We start from the raw sequence: 16,418 nt of genomic DNA on the forward strand, positions 1-16,418 counted from the left end.
CCGGGGCATGACACCGAGGATTAGGAACGAGCTCCCACTCCTCGCGCACGCCGTCATCACGCTCGCGCGCTATGGCGGTTGCTCTCATCGTTTCGAACTCATCCCGCGGCACCAACTGCCCCAGCGCCCATACCGCAGCCCCGCGTACCAGCGCGCTCTCATCCTCCAGCAATCGCCGCGCCTCGTCCGCCAGTGCCGCATCACCGGAGTTGCCGATCGCGATCAGCACGTTGCGCAAAAAGCGGTCGCGGCCGATGCGTTTCACCGGCGATTTGGTGAACAGCGCGCGAAACGCAGCGTCGTCGAGCCGTGCGAGCTCGGCAAGACCTGGCGCGCGCAAAGCGTCACGTGCGGCGAGCTTGGCCTCACGGCCCTCCTGCGCGAACTTGTTCCAGGGACAGGCGGCGAGGCAATCGTCGCAACCATAGATGCGGTTGCCGATGCTTTTACGAAATTCGCGCGGGATCGGGCCCTTGTTCTCGATGGTGAGATACGAGATGCAGCGCCGCGCATCGAGCCTGTAGGGCGCGGGAAAGGCCGCGGTCGGGCAGATGTCGAGGCACGCCCGGCACGAGCCGCAATGATCGATCTCGGCGTCGTCGCGCGGCAGTTCCAGCGTGGTGTAGATCGCGCCGAGAAACAGCCATGAGCCGAATTCGCGCGAGACCAGATTGGTATGCTTGCCCTGCCAGCCCAGATGCGCGGCTTGCGCCAGCGGTTTCTCCATCACGGCCGCAGTGTCGACGAATACTTTCACTTCACAAGGCTTCACCTCACAAGTTGCGGTCGCGACCAGCCATCGCGCCAGTGCCTTCAGGCGCTTCTTGATGAGGTCGTGATAGTCGTCGCCCTGCGCATAGACCGAGATCGCCGCGCGCGTGCGCTGTTGCAGGATCGCGAGCGGATCCTGGTCGGGGCCGTAATTGACGCCGAGCATGATGACGCTGCGCACGTCCTGCCACAGCCCGCGGGGATCGACCCGGCGCTCCGGCTGCGCGGCGAGCCAGTCCATGTCGCCATGGCCGCCGGATGCGATGAATTCGAGAAAGTGTTTTCCGGCGCTTTCGATCGTGCCGGGCTCCGTAATGCCGATGCAGTCGAAGCCGAGCGCACGTGCTTCGTTTGCCAGCGCCGTCTTCAGTTCGGTCGGATCGGAGTTCAGAAGTCCAGGTCCACGTAGGTCCGCGACGCCGGCACGCCCGCCAGCCATTCGCTCAACAGCGGACGGAACGACGGGCGGGATTTCACCCGTGCGTACCAGGCCTTTGCCGCGTCGTCCTCGCTCCATGGCACGTCGCCCAGATAGTCGATCGCCGAGAGGTGCGCCGCGGCGGCGAGATCCGCGTAGGTGAGCCGGTCGCCGGCGAGGAAATTACGCGTCTGCGCCAGCCAGCCGATATAGGCCAGATGATAGCGCACGTTTGCCTTGGCGGCGCGCATCACGTCGGCCGAGGGCGGGCCCCCGCCGTTGTCCTCGCTCATGAAGCGCTTGTAGATGCGCTCGGTGACGAGCGGGTGGGAGACTTCCTCGAAAAACTTTTCGTTGAACCAGGCCATCAGCCGGCGGACCTCGACGCGCTCGCCGATCGTGTCCGGCATCAGGCGCTTAAGTCCCATCTCAGAGCCATAGGCCTCGTCGACATATTCGGCGACGATCGCCGCGCCCGGGATCGGCGGCTGCTCGTCGTCCACCAGGACGGGCGTCGTGCCCGCCGCATTGAGCAGCAGAAATGCTTCGCGCCGCTCCCAGCTGCGCTCTTCGATCAGCTTCAGCTCAAGCCCGTATTCTCCCGCGATCAGGCGGATGAACCGCGAATGCGGACAGAACGGATGATGAAACAGCGTAAACATGAAGCCTTTGACTATGTGATGGTGCTTAAGAATCCATCAATGTTTTGTGCGGCGCCACACTAGTCATTCAAAACCGCGAAGCAAGGGCGCGACGCCGCATTTTGCGATTGCAGCAAGGGAGCGGATGGGCGAGAAGAGCCCCGCTTTTCCAGCCGAAATGGACCGTAAATATGTCAGATGCAATACGGGCAGTGATCCTCGGCATCATCGAGGGTGTGACCGAGTTCCTTCCCGTGTCCTCGACCGGCCATTTGCTGCTTGCTGAGCGCTTTTTCCATCTCGGCGAAGGCGCGTTCTGGGATTCGTTTACGGTCCTGATCCAGCTCGGCGCGATCCTCGCGATCGTCGTGTTGTACTTCAAGAAATTGTGGGACGTCGCGATCGGGATGTTCACGGGTGACGTCTATGCACGCCGCTTCGTGATCGGCGTGCTGGTGGCGTTCCTTCCCGCCGTCATCGTCGGTCTCGTCGGCGGCAAATACATCAAGAGTCTGCTGTTCAATCCCTGGGTGGTGTGCTTCTCGCTGATCGTCGGCGGCGCCATCCTGCTCTGGGTCGACAAGCTCGATCTCAAGGCGCGCGAGCATGACGCCACCCGGTTTCCGCTGCTGATGTATCTTTACATCGGTATCGCGCAGTGTCTGGCGATGATCCCGGGCGTGTCGCGCTCCGGTGCAACCATTGTCTCCGCCATGCTGCTCGGGGCCGATAAGCGCGCGGCGGCGGAGTTCTCGTTCTTCCTCGCCATTCCCACCATGATCGGCGCGTTCGCCTACGATTTCTACAAGAACCGCTCCGAGATGACGATGGACCACATGGGCATCGTCGCGATCGGCTTCGTGGTGTCGTTCGTCACCGCCATCATCGTGGTGAAGACGTTCCTGGAATACGTCACCCGCCACGGCTTCGTGGTGTTCGCCTGGTGGCGCGTGATCGTCGGCACCCTCGGCCTGATCGCGCTGGCACTGGGGCGGTAACCCCGAACTTCAAACAATTGACTGCGGGGATGGTTACGCGCTCTTGCGCTGGAATTGCCCGGCGGCGCGGAAACGCCAGAGATATTGCGGGGCGATCGCTTCAAGCGAGTCGGGCGCGATGCCGAGGCCTTCCAGCGTTAGCCCAGCGGCCTTCGCCGCGTCCGACACGACATTGTCGCGCGCGAGCAGCGTGACCTGGTCCGGCGTCAGCTTCAGCGCGCCCGGCGCGAATTGCAGGAAGTTGGCCTTGAAGCGGGCGAGGCCAAACGGCAGCGGCATCAGCATCGGCTTGCGATCGGCAATCGCGAGAATGGCCTCGATGATCTCGCGCATGGTCAGGACTTCCGGGCCGCCGAGCTCGTAGGTCGCGCCCGCCTTGGCCTTGCCGTCGACGGCATCCGCGACCGCGGTGGCGACGTCGCCGACATAGACCGGCTGCATCTTCGTGTCGCCGCCGATCAGCGGCAGCACCGGCGACATCCGCGCCAGCGCCGCGAAGCGGTTGGTGAATTGGTCCTCGGGGCCGAACATCACGGAGGGGCGGAAGATCGTCGCCGACGGCACCGCGGCCAGGACCGCGGCTTCTCCGGCCGCCTTGGCCCTGGCATAGCGCGAGGGCGATTCCGCGTCGGCGCCGATCGCCGAGACATGGATCAGCTGTGCCCCCGCGGCCGCGGCCGCCTTGGCGATGGTCTCGGCGCCCTTGGCCTGGACGGCGTCAAAACTCTGCGCGCCACCCTCGGCGAGGATGCCGACCAGATTGATCACGATCTGCGAATCACGCAGTGCCGCCTCAATCGAGGCCGGATAACGGACATTCGCCTGCACGGTGTGGACCTGCCCGACCTTGCCGGAGGGCTGGAGGTACCCGGCCAGCTCCGGCCGCCGCACCGCGACCCGGACCCGGTAGTCGCGCCGGCACAGCGCGCGGACGACATTCCGGCCCAAAAACCCCGATCCGCCGAAAACCGTGACGAGCGTGTCCAGATTCGATGCCATGGGATCCATTCCTGGGGTCCATATCCTGCGGGAAGAGTGCGTCTCGTCAGGCTTGTATCGGGCCGGTTTGCGATGCGCAATCCGCATCCCGAAGCGGGGTTCAAGCATGAATTGACAACCGCGTCACCGAACCGTAGTAACCGCCTCCGTGCCTAACCGGCATGCCCAGGTGGTGGAATTGGTAGACGCGCTGGCTTCAGGTGCCAGTGGCTTAACGGCCGTGAAGGTTCGAGTCCTTTCCTGGGCACCATCTCCTACTCAAGCGATTGAAATCGCTTTTGCAGGGAATTTGAGTTGCTGACCGGTACTCAAAACCGAGGCACGGCGATCGCAGGCGATCTGGAGGCTGGCTTCAGTCGTTCAGGCAAGCGCTACGCGCCGACGTCCACCGCGCTCGCGGCCGAAGCCGTCATCGCTATGTGGGAAAAGGTCGGCAAAGCTGATGACCCCAAGCGCCTAAGAGGTCTCAATGCTCGTTGACCGCGGCGCCGAGCTTGATCAGGCTCAGCGAGCGGTTCGCGGTCTCGCGCAGGCGGCAGTAGCTCGCGCTGCCCCGGTACATGCCGGGATCGACCTTGTCGAAGACCGCGCAGAAGCCATCACGCGACGCGGCGAAAGTTTTCTGCGAGTCATTGACCGCCTTGATCGCGTCGGCGAACCCGCCGGCCTGAACCTTCTTTAGCGCCTCATTGGTTTTCTGCGTCCAAATGGCGAGTTCGCGCGCCGCGCAGGCTTTCCATTTGGCGACATCGTCATTCGCGCCCTCTGCCGCTTTGATGCAGGGGTCGGCGACGAGCCCAACGCACGCGCCGCCGAAACCGCCGGTTTTCTCCGCGGTCTTCAGGCAGCCATCGATCACCGCAAGTTCGGCTGGCGCGATGCCTTGGGCGAAAGCCATCGATGCGATCGGGAGGCTTGCGGCGAGCATCGCGACGGCAAGTTTGAGCTTCATTGGAGATCTCCGTTCGACGCATCGAAAATATGGAACAGAACACCACTGCGAGCGCATGAAGCTCAGCGAGACGGTAGACCGGCGGATGTGGCGGAAGGGCCGGACGGCGAGTGCGAAGGGAAAACGAGGGGGTATGCGGCTTCGGCTACGCCCTCTCCAATCAATGCCTTTGATGTGCCTTGACCTGACTTACGGGATTTTCGACCAATAGGTGATACATGCAACTTTGGTCATCGAAGGCCCAGCGTTGGTTCACCTGAATGTGGAACAGGAGCTACGCTGACGAATAATGACGGCGGGACCGCTTAAGGCACGCACTGGCGATCTCCACGCTGCGCGGTCGCGGTCTCGCGGGCCTCCATTTGGACAACTGAAGGTGACGATCGAGTCTTTTCCTGGGCACCACACCCAACCCAGGTCGTTGAATCGCTCCCGCCGGTGAGACCACCTCCGCCCCCGAAGCCGGTGACTGCGCCGCCGCCGCTGCCGAAACCGGTAGCTGAAGCGATTTCGGGCATTTTCCAGCAATGCCATTAATAACAGCTCGGGGATGAGACGATGCAGGTCCGCTTCGAAGATTTCCAAGTGTAAACAGCTGCTTGGGAGACCTCGGAAGCCCGCCGTTGAGCGGAATTTCATTCCGCCAATCCCCCCTCGGTTGCATCGTCCGAATTTACCCCGCTTTAGACAAACTAGCTCTTAGTCAGCGGGCAGGCTCGCATCCGGCCGTCGGCGAGCGCGGAGCCATCGGGCTCGCTTTATCGTGGGGGAAGCGGTGGATCAGCATCAGGTCTGGCACGAGCCGGCATTCGACAAGGCTGCGAACGCGATCAGCCCGTTTCTCCTGAGATCGGGAATTTATCTGTTCCTGATCTCGTTCATCTGCCTGTTCTACGTCTTGAACGCGCCGCTTCTGCTCGGCCATTACGATCTGGGCTGGCATCTGGCGGCCGGAGATATCATCCGGGAGCGCAACGCCATCCCGCTCCACGACCCCTGGTCGTTCACCCACGGCGACAAGCCATGGCTCAATCTGTCCTGGCTCTGGGACGCGCTTGCCAGTGCGACGTTTCAATACGCAGGCTTTGGCAGCCTCGTCCTGCTGACGGTGGCCTGCGGCGCAGCGATCGTCGGCATCCTGACCGCGATCTCTCTCGGCTACGGCGCGTCGGCGATCGCGGTCTGCGTCTCGGTCTTCTTGGCCTGCCTGCTCTATCCCGCTTACGAAGCTTCGCCGAACATGTATCTCGCGGTCTCGCCGAATACATGCACGATGTTGTTCTGCGTCGTCTTCTATCGCGAATGCCTGCGACGAACGCGATGGTTCGTGCTTCCCGTGTTGATGGTGCTCTGGGCCAATCTGCATGGCGGTTTTCTGCTCGGCTTTTTCGTGATCGGCGTCTTCTGCGGCGGCGCCGTGCTCAGAGGGGCCTGGGCCGAGCTCCGGATCCTTGCTCTCGCGGGGATCGGGTGCCTTGCCGCGACCTCCATCAATCCGCTCGGCTGGAATATCTATGCCGGTGCCGCCGCGACGATGGGGCACTTCGTCCAGGGCAATATCGGCGAATGGCTGTCCTACTATCACAACATGGAAATGCCGGGCAGCATTCCCGGCATCCTGTACATGCTGGCCTTCGTCGCGCTCGAGCTTCGCTACAGAAACTCCAGACCGATCCCGCTCGAGCCGAGATTGATGTCCTGGCTGTTTCTGATTCTGGGACTGTATCAGTTCAGGTACATCGCTTTCTTCTTCATTTTCTCGACCGCGCCGATGGCGCTTCACCTCAGCCGCTTGCTGCCTGAGCGTCTCACCGGTCGGGACGTGAGGGGAGCGTTGCTGGCCGCCGGCATCGTCGGTCTCGGCACCCTGCCGATGGCCTATTTGAACGTTGCACCGGCGCTCGCACTTCCGCCGATGCTGTCGAGTGAAGATGCCGGCTATCTGCGAAAGCATCTCGCAGGTCGGCGGGTCCTGAACAATTGGAACGTCGGCGGCTACCTGATCTTCGCGACGCACGGCACCGTCCCCCCATTCGTCGACGGTCGCGCCGCGACCGCCTATCCGGACGATTTGCTGCGCGACTATTTCAAGCTGGTGAGCTGGGAGATCGACGAAGCCGCGTGGGACATGGTGCTCGACAAATACCGGATCGACGCCGTGCTGTGGGTCAAGGCGCACGAACAGCTGCGGCGATTTCTGGTGGAGCGGCGAGGCTGGCGCGAGCAATACACCGGCGCTTACGAGACCGTTTACGTCAGGCCGCAATCCGGTTTCGCCGGCGAAGCCAAAAGACAATGACGACCAGCGCCGCGGCTCTGTATGACCAGCCGCGCCTGATGCTTGCGCCGGCGGCTGCCAGCGGATACATCGCGGCCGGCCCTCGCCAGCGTCTGTGCCGGGGATTAGCCTGCAAAGCGCACCGATTCGATTGAGGTTTGAAACGCCATGACCGTACGCCTGCACCGCGGCGACCTGCCCGATCTGTCCCGCTATACCGGAGCGGTGGCGATCGACACCGAGACCATGGGCCTGAACCCGCATCGCGACCGGCTCTGCGTGGTGCAGCTCTCACCCGGCGACGGCAGCGCGGACGTGGTGCAGATCCCCAAAGGTCATACCGACGCGCCGAACTTGAAGGCGCTTTTGGCCAATCCCGCGAACACGAAAATCTTCCACTTTGCGCGGTTCGACGTCGCGGTGCTGTACCAGACGTTTGGTGTCATGACCGGGCCGATCTACTGCACCAAGATCGCCTCCCGCCTGATCCGCACCTATACCGACCGCCATGGCCTCAAGGACCTCGTGCGCGAGGTGCTCAATGTCGACCTCTCCAAGCAGCAGCAATCGAGCGATTGGGGTTCCGACAGCCTGACCGAGCCGCAGCTCGCCTACGCCGCCTCCGACGTGCTGCATCTGCACGGCTTGCGCGAGCGGCTCGATGCCATGCTGGCGCGGGAAGGCCGCACGGCGCTGGCCAAAGCCTGTTTCGACTTCCTGCCGACCCGCGCTTTGCTCGATCTCCAGGGCTGGGCCGAAGAGGACATTTTCGCGCATTCCTAGAGTTTAGCGCGGCGGCCAAGCTGGGCGGTCGCCCCGTTTCAGACACTTTCGTAACGGCCTGTCGCGGGCTGCATATTTTGGCGTTGCCGGCTACAATGGGGCGCCCGCCAGCCGGACAAGGCGAGCGACACCTCAGGAGCCCAGGTGAATTCGGCCCACAATGTCACCTACGACGCCGCGCTCGCGGCGAAGTTCGCCAGCGCGGCGCGCCACAGCCGCCTGGTGCGGATTCTGCGCATCGCGGTGCCGACGACAGTGGCCGCGGCCATGGGTCTGCTCGTCCTCATCTCGACCATTTTCAACCCGTTCCAGATCCCCGTGAAGCTCGACTCCGGAAATCTCGTGGTCACTGGCACGAAGATCACGATGGAATCGCCGCACATGTCCGGCTTCACGCCGGACCAGCGGCCCTACGAGCTCTGGGCCAAGACCGCGACCCAGGACATCACCGATCCCGATCATGTCGATCTCCATGATTTGCGCGCGAAGGTGCTGATGGAAGACCAATCGACCCTGTTCCTCGATGCCCGCACTGGACGGTTCGACAACAAGCAGCAGCAGCTCGACCTGCACAAGGACATCTTCCTGCGCACCTCGACCGGCTACGAGGCGCGGCTGAACTCGGCCTTCGTCGACATGGGCAAGGGCACGGTCTCCTCGGACGAGCATGTCGACGTCAAGCTGACCAACGGAACGCTGACGGCCGATCGGCTGCGGATCACGGAAGGCGGCGACGTCATCCGCTTCGAAGGGAATGTGGTGATGCACCTCGACAAGCTGGACGATCCTGCCGCCACTCAGCCCGCGCCGACTGAACCCGCGCCGGCTGCGAAGACACGTACGCCCCAGAACAAGTCCGCCAATTCAAAGTGATTTTCATGATCAGGTTTTTTCCGCGCAACGACGGCAAGCGGCGCGTCATCCCGGGTGCGGCCGCGCTCGCCGTCGGCATCGCACTGGTCGCAACGGGTGCGGCGATCGCGCAGAGCACGATGCAAGGCGTGCCCAACGCGATGCAGGGCTTCTCGCAGAACCGCGATCAGCCGATCCAGATCGAGGCCGCCTCGCTCGAGATGCGCGACAAGAAGAAGGAAGCGACGTTTTCCGGCAATGTGAAGGTCATTCAGGGCGACACCACCATGACCTCGAAGACGCTGGTGGTGTTTTACGATTCGGGCGGCGACAAGCCGGCCGCGCCACAGCCTGCGGCAAAGGCGACCAAGGGGGCGCCGATGCAGTCGGCGACGCCGGGACCGGGCGGCAACTCCTCGATCAAGCGACTGGAGGCGCGCGGCAATGTCGTCGTCACCCAGAAGGACCAGGTGGTCACGGGCGAGACCGCCGTGTTCGACACCCGCACCAACCTCATCACCATGCTCGGGGGCGTCGTCTTGACGCAGTGCAAGAACGTGCTGCGCGGCGACCGGCTGGCGGTCGACATGACCACGGGCGTGTCGCGTGTGGAATCCGATAGCGGCCGGGTGCAGGCGCTGCTGCCGCAGGGCGGCGGCAATGATTGCGGATCCGGAGGCGCGGGCAAGCCCGGCGCGGGACCTCTGCAATTGCCTGGCGCAACTAAACCCAAATAAGTCAGCGTAGACCCAAGCCCGTCAAAGTAAATTTGAAGAATGATTTCAGACGCTTGGGTCGATCATCGCCGATCCGAGGTTGAAGCTTGCGCGCCGAGACTGTATCTAGCGCGAAGGGCTTTCGAAGCGGGGTTCGCCGCTTTTCGGGCGTGTTTCACTGGGCATGAGACATCCCTTCATTCATGCTGCGTCGGCGAATCCTGAAGCCGGCGTGGCAGATCGCGCGAAGACCGCGCAGGATCGTCGCGAAAGGCTAGAAGGCGGGGATGGTCGATCTCTTCAGCATGTTCCGTCGGCGCCCCGCCAAACGCGGCCGGCCAGGATTTGCGCGCCAGGACATCACCGCGCTCGCTGACAGCGTCGGCGGCCTCGTGGCCAGCCCTGTCAGGGACGCGCCGCCGATCGCCCGTAACCAGCCGATGCACGCACCCGATCAGTTCCAAGGGGACTATCAAGCCGAGCAGCCCCGGGCCCAGGCGGTTCATCCCGTGAGGGCTGCCGGCAGGCCCAACGGTTCCGGCGGGCCTCAGCTCTTGAAGCGGCCGGGCTTCCTGGCTGTGCATAGCGTGGAAAAGAGTTTTGGCAGCCGCCAGGTCGTGCGCGGCGTCAGCATCTATGTGCGCCGTGGCGAAGCGGTCGGCCTGCTCGGCCCCAACGGCGCCGGCAAGACCACCGTGTTCTACATGATCACCGGCCTGATCAAGGCCGATCGCGGCGCGATCGAGCTCGACGGCCACGACGTCACCAAGCTGCCGATGTATCAGCGCGCGCGGCTCGGGATCGGCTATCTGCCGCAGGAGGCCTCGATCTTCCGCGGTCTCACCGTCGAGCAGAACATCCGCGCCGTGCTCGAAGTGGTCGAGCCGTCGCGCAAGAAGCGCGAGCAGCAGCTCGACTCGCTGCTCGACGAATTCAACATCACGCGCCTAAGGAAATCGCCGTCGATTGCGTTGTCCGGCGGTGAGCGGCGCCGCGTCGAGATCGCGCGCGCACTGGCGACGCGTCCGAACTACATGCTGCTCGACGAGCCCTTTGCCGGCATCGATCCGATCGCGGTCGGCGACATCCAGGACCTCGTCCGCCATCTCACCAACCGCGGCATCGGCGTGCTGATCACCGACCACAATGTGCGCGAGACGCTCGGCCTCACCGATCGCGCCTACATCGTCTATGCCGGTGAGATCCTGACCGAGGGGAGCCCGGATGAGATCGTCGCCGATCCGGACGTGCGCCGCCTTTACCTTGGCGAGGAATTCCGCCTCTAGCCCGTTTTTCCAATTCGTCAAGACGTGTACATCGGGCTTGGACTAGGATAAGCAAAAATCGGACCAACTTTTGGGATCGGTTCTTGCTTCATGGCGCTTTCGCAGAGATTAGAGTTCCGGCAATCGCAGTCGCTGGTCATGACGCCGCAGTTGATGCAGGCGATCAAGCTGCTGCAATTGTCCAATCTCGATCTCACGACGTTCGTCGAAGAGGAACTCGAGCGTAATCCCCTGCTGGAACGGGCCAATGACGAGCCGCCCGCGGGCGAGGGCCCGGCCGAGACCGGCCAGTTCAATGACAGCGACGGCGGCCACAACGACGAGCCGGGCGGCGGCCCGGGCGAAGCCTTCGAGCCCGGCCAGGAAGAGTGGATGAGCAAGGATCTCGGCACCCGCGCCGAGATCGAGCAGACCATGGACACCGGGCTGGACAACGTCTTCTCCGAGGAACCGGCCGAGGCGGCCGCGCGCAACGCCCAGGATGCGGCGCCGACCACCTACACCGAATGGGGCGGCGGCGCCTCCGGTGACGAGGACTACAATCTCGAAGCCTTTGTCGCCGCGGAGACCACGCTCGGCGACCATCTCGCCGAGCAGCTCTCGGTTGCCTTCACCGGGGCCGCGCAGCGCATGATCGGCCAGTATCTGATCGACCTCGTCGACGAAGCCGGCTACCTGCCGCCGGATCTCGGGCAGGCCGCCGAACGGCTGGGCGCATCGCAACAGGACGTCGAGAACGTTCTTGCCGTACTGCAGAAATTCGATCCGCCCGGCGTCTGCGCGCGCAATTTGAGCGAATGCCTGGCGATCCAGCTCCGCGAGCTCGACCGTTACGATCCCGCGATGCAGGCCCTGGTCGAGCATCTCGACCTCCTCGCCAAGCGCGACATCGGAGCCTTGCGCAAGGTTTGCGGCGTCGACGATGAGGACATCGCCGACATGATCGGCGAGATCCGCCGGCTCAATCCCAAGCCCGGCATGAAGTTCGGCACGGCCCGGCTCCAGACCATGGTGCCCGATGTCTATGTCCGCCCGGGACCCGATGGCGGCTGGCATGTCGAGCTCAACAGCGACACCTTGCCGCGCGTGCTGGTCAACCAGACCTACTATTCGCAGCTCTCGAAGAAGATCGGCAAGGACGGCGACAAATCGTATTTCACCGATGCGCTTCAGAACGCGACCTGGCTGGTGCGTGCGCTCGACCAGCGCGCCCGCACCATCCTGAAAGTCGCAACCGAAATCGTGCGCCAGCAGGACGGCTTCTTCATCCATGGTGTGGCGCATCTGCGACCGCTGAATCTGAAGGCCGTCGCCGACGCCATTCAGATGCATGAATCCACGGTGTCGCGCGTCACCGCCAACAAATACATGGCGACCAATCGCGGCACGTTTGAGCTGAAATATTTCTTCACGGCCTCGATTGCATCGGCCGATGGCGGCGAGGCTCATTCGGCCGAAGCCGTGCGCCACCACATCAAGCAGCTGATCGATGCGGAGGCGCCCTCCTCGATCCTGTCCGACGACACCATCGTGGAACGCTTGCGCGGCTCGGGCATTGATATCGCCCGCCGCACGGTCGCGAAGTACCGCGAAGCCATGCGCATTCCTTCCTCGGTGCAACGCCGTCGCGACAAGCAGAGCGCTCTTGGTAACGTCGTCTCCACCGCCATGGCCGATCGCTCCCGCAATCCCGAACCGGCCTGATTGCGCCGGCGCGAAATCGCGCTACTCTCGATCTGCTATCGGGCCCAAATCCAGGCCAGGCACGAACCAAGTGAGGTTCACATGACTCTCCGCATCTCGGGAAAGAGCGTCAACGTCGGCGAGGCCCTGCGCGGCCGCGTCAACGACCGGACTGAAGAGGTCCTGCGCAAATATTTCGACGGCAATTACTCTGGTCACATCACGCTGAGCAAGGACGGCTTCGGCTTCCGCACCGACTGTGCGCTGCATCTTGATTCGGGAATCACGCTCGAGGCCGATTCCAACGCACCGGACGCCTATGCCAGTGCCGACCAGGCGCTGGTGATGATCGAGAAGCGGCTCAAGCGCTACAAGAGCCGGCTCAAGGATCGCTCCGCCCGCAAGGCCCATGTCGCCTCCGCGGCGCTGGCCGCGATGGATGCCACCAGCTACGTGCTGGAGGCACCGGGCGAGGGTGAGGATGAGGACGAGATCACCGGCTACAGCCCCGTCATCATCGCCGAGGCCACCACCTCGCTGAAGCCGCTGTCCGTGAGCGAAGCGGTCATGGAACTCGACCTCAGCGGGGCGCCCTGCCTGGTGTTTCAGCACGGCTCCTCCGGCCGGGTGAACATCATTTACCGCCGGGCCGACGGCAATGTCGGCTGGATAGACCCCCCGGGGGTCAAGACGGACGGCAAGGTGGGTGGCAAGGCGTGAGGCCGTCGGGCGACGCTCTGGGGGCCCCGCGCCGGGGCCCCTTTCCGCCTTAACAATGACCGGGGCAAAGCTGCACGCGGGAGTTGGCACCGGGATTGCGTTGGAGTAGAAGCCCCCCACATCAGGGGCGAGCTAAGTCCGCCTCCTGCTTCATCTTCTTGACGTCGGCCCGCCCAGGTTCTTTGTCCAGGCTGGCCAATTCGGAACCTGACGTTTTCATTCACCTCGGAAAACTTCCATGCCGATTACCGATCTGGTCGCGCCCGAGGCGATTCTCCCGGCATTGAAGGTCAACAGCAAGAAGCAGGCGCTTCAGGAACTCGCGGCCAAGGCCGCCGAGTTGACCGGGCAGAACGAGCGTTCCGTGTTCGAGGTACTCCTGCAACGCGAGAAGCTCGGCACCACTGCGGTCGGCTACGGCGTCGCCATTCCCCACGGCAAGCTGCCCAAGCTGGAAAAGATCTTCGGCATGTTCGCCCGCCTCGATCGCCCGATCGATTTCGAATCGATGGACGGCCAGCCGGTCGATCTCGTCTTCCTGCTGCTCGCCCCCGAAGGCGCCGGTGCCGATCACCTCAAGGCGCTGGCCCGCATCGCCCGCCTGCTCCGCGACCAGGACATCGCCAAGAAGCTCCGCGCCTCGCGCGATGCCCAGGCGATCTATTCGGTGCTCGCGCTGCCGCCGGCGACCGCGGCGTAACTCCCCTCCTTCTTGCAGGATAAGGCCCGATCGATTCTGGCACCTGGATTGCGCGGCGCGCAGCAATCTCGTCATGCTCATCTTGATCTCGAAGGTAGAAGACGCGAATATCTTCCCGTTTGAGACGTAGGGCATAGGGGCGGCCCTCACATCGTTAAGGGCCGTTCGCCGTTATGGACTGAGTGCACGTGACTGGGAATGGAAGGGCGCCGCTGCACATCGGTGCCGGGGCGGAAGAGCGGCCCGCGGCCGTGCTTCAGGGTGGTCAGCTTGGCGCCGGACTGCATACCGCAGCGGACTCCGATGCATATGAAAGCGCGATCTGGAAAGCGCCAAGCGCCGGCGTGGAACGGCTGGCCAGAAACGTGATCCGCAGCTCGATCACCCTCAACGTGGTCGCATCAATGGGTGTTCTTCACCCCGCATTACTACCTTCAGAGTGGAGCTATGTGCAGCAGGCGGTCGCGCTGCTGATGTGGATCGTCTCGATCTATGCCAGTGTCTTCGTACGGCCGCGGGTCCGGATCCAGCCCAATCCAGATCTCATCGCGTTGGTCACATTTTATGCCCTCGCGGCCGTTTCCGTTCTCTGGACCACGCTTTCCATCGCAGCGATCATGAAGAGCGTTGCACTTGTGGTGACGACTTTCGGTGCGTATTGCCTCATCACGCGTATCGACATCGACGAGATCGTCGGATCCACGGCGCTTGGGCTGTTCGTTCTGGTCGCCGCCTCGGCGTTGTGCGCCGTCTTCGTGCCCGAGATCGGCGTCGACCAGAGCTGGATGCACAACGGCCAGTGGCAAGGAATCTACGAATCGAAGCAGACGCTCGGCTTTATCAGCGCATATCTGATGTTCTTTGCCTGTTATCAGAAGATCACGGGGCAGGGATGGATTGCATTCCTCGTGTCGCTTGTTCTGGCATCGACCTGCGTCATCGCCTCGGAGTCGCGTGGTGCCGGCGCTGTCGCATTCGCGGCGGGCGGGCTGCTCGTGACTTCCATGTGGTCGATCCGCTGCATGAAAATCTATGCGGTGTTGCCATTCATCATGTGCATCCTGGCCGCTCTGCTGATGCTGTATTTTTACGTGACGGGGTACGATTCCATCCATCTCGGCGAGGCGACCGTCGATTTGACCGAGCGGACCTTCATTTGGCAGTACGCCATCGGCCATTTCAACGATGCGCCGCTGCTGGGCTTCGGCATCAACGGATTCTGGACGCGCCCCGCGATCTACGACTATTTCAACCAGAATCATGGCTGGGTGCTCGACAATTATCATGGCGGTTACATCGCGGTCGCGATTGAAACTGGATTTCTGGGATATTTGCTGTTCGTCACGAGCGTTTATCTGTTCTCGGAAAAGGTCCTCTATTTGATCGCCACCCGGTCGATCGATCGGTATCACTGCGCGCTGATCATCGGCTTCGTCGTCCTGAGCTTTCAATCGAACTTCACGGAGACGATGTTTCTTCGCTCGACAATGTTCACGTCGGTGCTGCTCGTCGCATTCTTCTTCGCAGTGTGCAGGCCGGTGCCCCAGCAGGGGCCTGCAGCAATGACGGGGCAAACAGGATGAATGCCATCCGCGTCCGCTGGACGATAGCCTTTCGTCTTGTCTTGGCACTATCCGTGCTTCCGATCTGCTTCCGGACCGAGGCAGCCGGACAGGCCAACACGCCCCCTGCTCCAAAATTGGGGCGCGGCATCAACATCCTCGGCTACGACGGCGTCTGGGAGGGAGGCCGAAACGCGCCATTTCGTCTGGACAACCTCACTGCGATCAGACGCGCCGGGTTCTCGCACGTTCGGATAAATTTCTTCGGCTTTAGATTCATGAATCCGGAGAAGGTAATGGATGAAGTCGTCTTGAGGCGGCTCGATGGCGTCATCGAGGAAGTGCTCGCCCGAAATCTCATCCCCATCCTGGACGAGCACGATACCCATGTTTGTCAGCGCGACATCTCCGAGTGCACAGACAAGCTGAAATCGTTCTGGACCCAAATCGCCGCGCGCTACGCCGGGAAATATCCAGCACTTGTCTTCGAGGTCCTCAACGAGCCGGGCGGGCAGATGTCGTCCACCGGCTGGAACGGCCTTCTGAACGAGTGCCTCAGCATCATCCGCGCCACCAATCCCCGGCGGACGGTCATCGCTTCGGTTCTCAACGTCGACGAGATGCCGGTCGAGGACCTGGTCCTGCCGTCGGATGACCGGAATCTGATCGTCACGTTTCACTATTACGCGCCGATCCGTTTCACCCATCAGGGCGCACCGTGGTCGCCCACATTCTCGCGAATCGGCCCGCTCGACTGGGGTACCCCGGAGGATAAACAGAAGGCCCGCGCCGATTTCGAGAAGATTCGGTCCTGGTCCCAAAGAGAAAAGCGCCCGATCTATCTCGGCGAGTTCGGCGTGTACGAGGCCGCTCCAGCCGAAGCACGGACCAGATATCTGTCATTCGTGGCGCGGAGCGCAGAGCGGCTTGGCTGGGCTTGGGCCTATTGGCAGTTCGATCATGATTTCGCGGCCTTCGACAGCGCGCGTCAAGCCTGGAAGCCGGACATCCTGCGGGCACTGCTTCCGGCCGGGCGTTGAGGTGCATCCGGGACGCGAG

At 62.9% G+C, this 16,418-nt stretch carries 16 protein-coding genes and 1 tRNA gene; 13 read left to right on the plus strand and 4 right to left on the minus strand.

Translation table 11 applies throughout. The features are described from left to right. A partial coding sequence (queG, locus tag IVB13_RS11255) for a tRNA epoxyqueuosine(34) reductase QueG (RefSeq protein ID WP_247488937.1) occupies nucleotides 1-1,210 on the minus strand: 1,210 nt, incomplete at its 3' end. Further along, the gene (locus IVB13_RS11260) at nucleotides 1,159-1,851 is read right to left on the minus strand and encodes a glutathione S-transferase family protein (protein WP_018455735.1); all 693 of its coding nucleotides are present in this window, start codon (nucleotides 1,849-1,851) and stop codon (nucleotides 1,159-1,161) included. The genes queG and IVB13_RS11260, both read right to left, overlap by 52 nt. A 170-nt stretch (nucleotides 1,852-2,021) precedes the next feature. On the opposite strand from IVB13_RS11260, the gene IVB13_RS11265 reads away from it, so the two are divergent. Beyond that, nucleotides 2,022-2,828: an undecaprenyl-diphosphate phosphatase gene (locus IVB13_RS11265; RefSeq protein WP_026233013.1), complete on the plus strand. Its 807-nt coding sequence runs from the start codon at nucleotides 2,022-2,024 to the stop codon at nucleotides 2,826-2,828. 33 nt (nucleotides 2,829-2,861) lie between these two features. Here the strand turns inward: IVB13_RS11265 and IVB13_RS11270 are convergent, their stop codons facing one another. Then, nucleotides 2,862-3,827 carry a complex I NDUFA9 subunit family protein gene (locus IVB13_RS11270; protein ID WP_018455737.1) on the minus strand — a complete coding sequence of 322 codons (966 nt, stop codon included), beginning with the start codon at nucleotides 3,825-3,827 and terminating at the stop codon, nucleotides 2,862-2,864. A 163-nt stretch (nucleotides 3,828-3,990) separates the two neighbouring features. On the opposite strand from IVB13_RS11270, the gene IVB13_RS11275 reads away from it, so the two are divergent. Both IVB13_RS11275 and IVB13_RS11280 read left to right on the plus strand, forming a co-directional pair. Further along, nucleotides 3,991-4,077 (plus strand) — tRNA-Leu (locus IVB13_RS11275). Nucleotides 4,078-4,121: 44 nt separating this feature from the next. Next, nucleotides 4,122-4,307, plus strand: a complete 186-nt coding sequence (locus tag IVB13_RS11280; RefSeq protein ID WP_157642950.1) for a hypothetical protein — start codon at nucleotides 4,122-4,124, stop codon at nucleotides 4,305-4,307. Here the strand turns inward: IVB13_RS11280 and IVB13_RS11285 are convergent. Then, on the minus strand, nucleotides 4,294-4,755 hold the full coding sequence (locus IVB13_RS11285; RefSeq protein WP_245288424.1) for a lysozyme inhibitor LprI family protein: 462 nt from the start codon (nucleotides 4,753-4,755) through the stop codon (nucleotides 4,294-4,296). The two genes, IVB13_RS11280 and IVB13_RS11285, sit on opposite strands and share 14 nt — an antisense overlap. Nucleotides 4,756-5,554: 799 nt before the next feature. Between IVB13_RS11285 and IVB13_RS11290 the strand changes: the two genes are divergently transcribed. The 10 genes from IVB13_RS11290 to IVB13_RS11335 all read left to right on the plus strand — a co-directional run bounded on the left by IVB13_RS11290 (nucleotide 5,555) and on the right by IVB13_RS11335 (nucleotide 16,399). Next, entirely contained in the window at nucleotides 5,555-7,078 is a 1,524-nt protein-coding gene (locus tag IVB13_RS11290; RefSeq protein ID WP_018455739.1) for a hypothetical protein, read from the plus strand. Nucleotides 7,079-7,225: 147 nt separating this feature from the next. Next, the gene (locus tag IVB13_RS11295; protein WP_007598566.1) at nucleotides 7,226-7,840 is read left to right on the plus strand and encodes a ribonuclease D; all 615 of its coding nucleotides are present in this window, start codon (nucleotides 7,226-7,228) and stop codon (nucleotides 7,838-7,840) included. Nucleotides 7,841-7,984: 144 nt separating this feature from the next. Continuing rightward, the gene (lptC, locus tag IVB13_RS11300) at nucleotides 7,985-8,713 is read left to right on the plus strand and encodes an LPS export ABC transporter periplasmic protein LptC (RefSeq protein ID WP_018455740.1); all 729 of its coding nucleotides are present in this window, start codon (nucleotides 7,985-7,987) and stop codon (nucleotides 8,711-8,713) included. Nucleotides 8,714-8,718: 5 nt separating this feature from the next. Next, the gene (locus tag IVB13_RS11305; RefSeq protein ID WP_026233014.1) at nucleotides 8,719-9,429 is read left to right on the plus strand and encodes an LptA/OstA family protein; all 711 of its coding nucleotides are present in this window, start codon (nucleotides 8,719-8,721) and stop codon (nucleotides 9,427-9,429) included. A 266-nt stretch (nucleotides 9,430-9,695) separates the two neighbouring features. After that, a complete protein-coding gene (gene lptB / locus IVB13_RS11310; RefSeq protein ID WP_018455742.1) occupies nucleotides 9,696-10,694 on the plus strand; it encodes an LPS export ABC transporter ATP-binding protein in 999 nt (332 codons plus the stop codon). Between the two features lie 90 nt (nucleotides 10,695-10,784). Next, on the plus strand, nucleotides 10,785-12,398 hold the full coding sequence (gene rpoN, locus IVB13_RS11315; protein ID WP_247295847.1) for an RNA polymerase factor sigma-54: 1,614 nt from the start codon (nucleotides 10,785-10,787) through the stop codon (nucleotides 12,396-12,398). Between the two features lie 81 nt (nucleotides 12,399-12,479). Continuing rightward, a complete protein-coding gene (raiA, locus tag IVB13_RS11320) occupies nucleotides 12,480-13,097 on the plus strand; it encodes a ribosome-associated translation inhibitor RaiA (protein ID WP_026233016.1) in 618 nt (205 codons plus the stop codon). A 238-nt stretch (nucleotides 13,098-13,335) separates the two neighbouring features. Further along, nucleotides 13,336-13,797, plus strand: coding sequence for a PTS IIA-like nitrogen regulatory protein PtsN (gene ptsN, locus IVB13_RS11325; protein WP_018455745.1), 462 nt, complete (start codon nucleotides 13,336-13,338; stop codon nucleotides 13,795-13,797). Nucleotides 13,798-14,246: 449 nt separating this feature from the next. Then, entirely contained in the window at nucleotides 14,247-15,380 is a 1,134-nt protein-coding gene (locus IVB13_RS11330) for an O-antigen ligase family protein (protein ID WP_247488967.1), read from the plus strand. Then, nucleotides 15,377-16,399, plus strand: a complete 1,023-nt coding sequence (locus IVB13_RS11335) for a glycoside hydrolase family 5 protein (protein WP_247295991.1) — start codon at nucleotides 15,377-15,379, stop codon at nucleotides 16,397-16,399. The genes IVB13_RS11330 and IVB13_RS11335 overlap by 4 nt, the downstream gene beginning before the upstream one ends. The last annotated feature ends 19 nt before the right edge of the window (nucleotides 16,400-16,418 follow it).

Source organism: Bradyrhizobium sp. 17, from assembly GCF_023073515.1.
In the GTDB taxonomy this organism is placed as follows: Bacteria; Pseudomonadota; Alphaproteobacteria; order Rhizobiales; family Xanthobacteraceae; genus Bradyrhizobium; species Bradyrhizobium canariense_D.

Coding starts and splice junctions, on each gene's coding strand:
- IVB13_RS11260 (WP_018455735.1), bottom strand. CDS start 1,851: ATGTTTACGCTGTTTCATCATCCGTTCTGTCCGCATTCGCGGTTCATC.
- IVB13_RS11265 (WP_026233013.1), top strand. CDS start 2,022: ATGTCAGATGCAATACGGGCAGTGATCCTCGGCATCATCGAGGGTGTG.
- IVB13_RS11270 (WP_018455737.1), bottom strand. CDS start 3,827: ATGGCATCGAATCTGGACACGCTCGTCACGGTTTTCGGCGGATCGGGG.
- IVB13_RS11285 (WP_245288424.1), bottom strand. CDS start 4,755: ATGCTCGCCGCAAGCCTCCCGATCGCATCGATGGCTTTCGCCCAAGGC.
- IVB13_RS11295 (WP_007598566.1), top strand. CDS start 7,226: ATGACCGTACGCCTGCACCGCGGCGACCTGCCCGATCTGTCCCGCTAT.
- IVB13_RS11305 (WP_026233014.1), top strand. CDS start 8,719: ATGATCAGGTTTTTTCCGCGCAACGACGGCAAGCGGCGCGTCATCCCG.
- lptB (WP_018455742.1), top strand. CDS start 9,696: ATGGTCGATCTCTTCAGCATGTTCCGTCGGCGCCCCGCCAAACGCGGC.
- rpoN (WP_247295847.1), top strand. CDS start 10,785: ATGGCGCTTTCGCAGAGATTAGAGTTCCGGCAATCGCAGTCGCTGGTC.
- raiA (WP_026233016.1), top strand. CDS start 12,480: ATGACTCTCCGCATCTCGGGAAAGAGCGTCAACGTCGGCGAGGCCCTG.
- ptsN (WP_018455745.1), top strand. CDS start 13,336: ATGCCGATTACCGATCTGGTCGCGCCCGAGGCGATTCTCCCGGCATTG.
- IVB13_RS11335 (WP_247295991.1), top strand. CDS start 15,377: ATGAATGCCATCCGCGTCCGCTGGACGATAGCCTTTCGTCTTGTCTTG.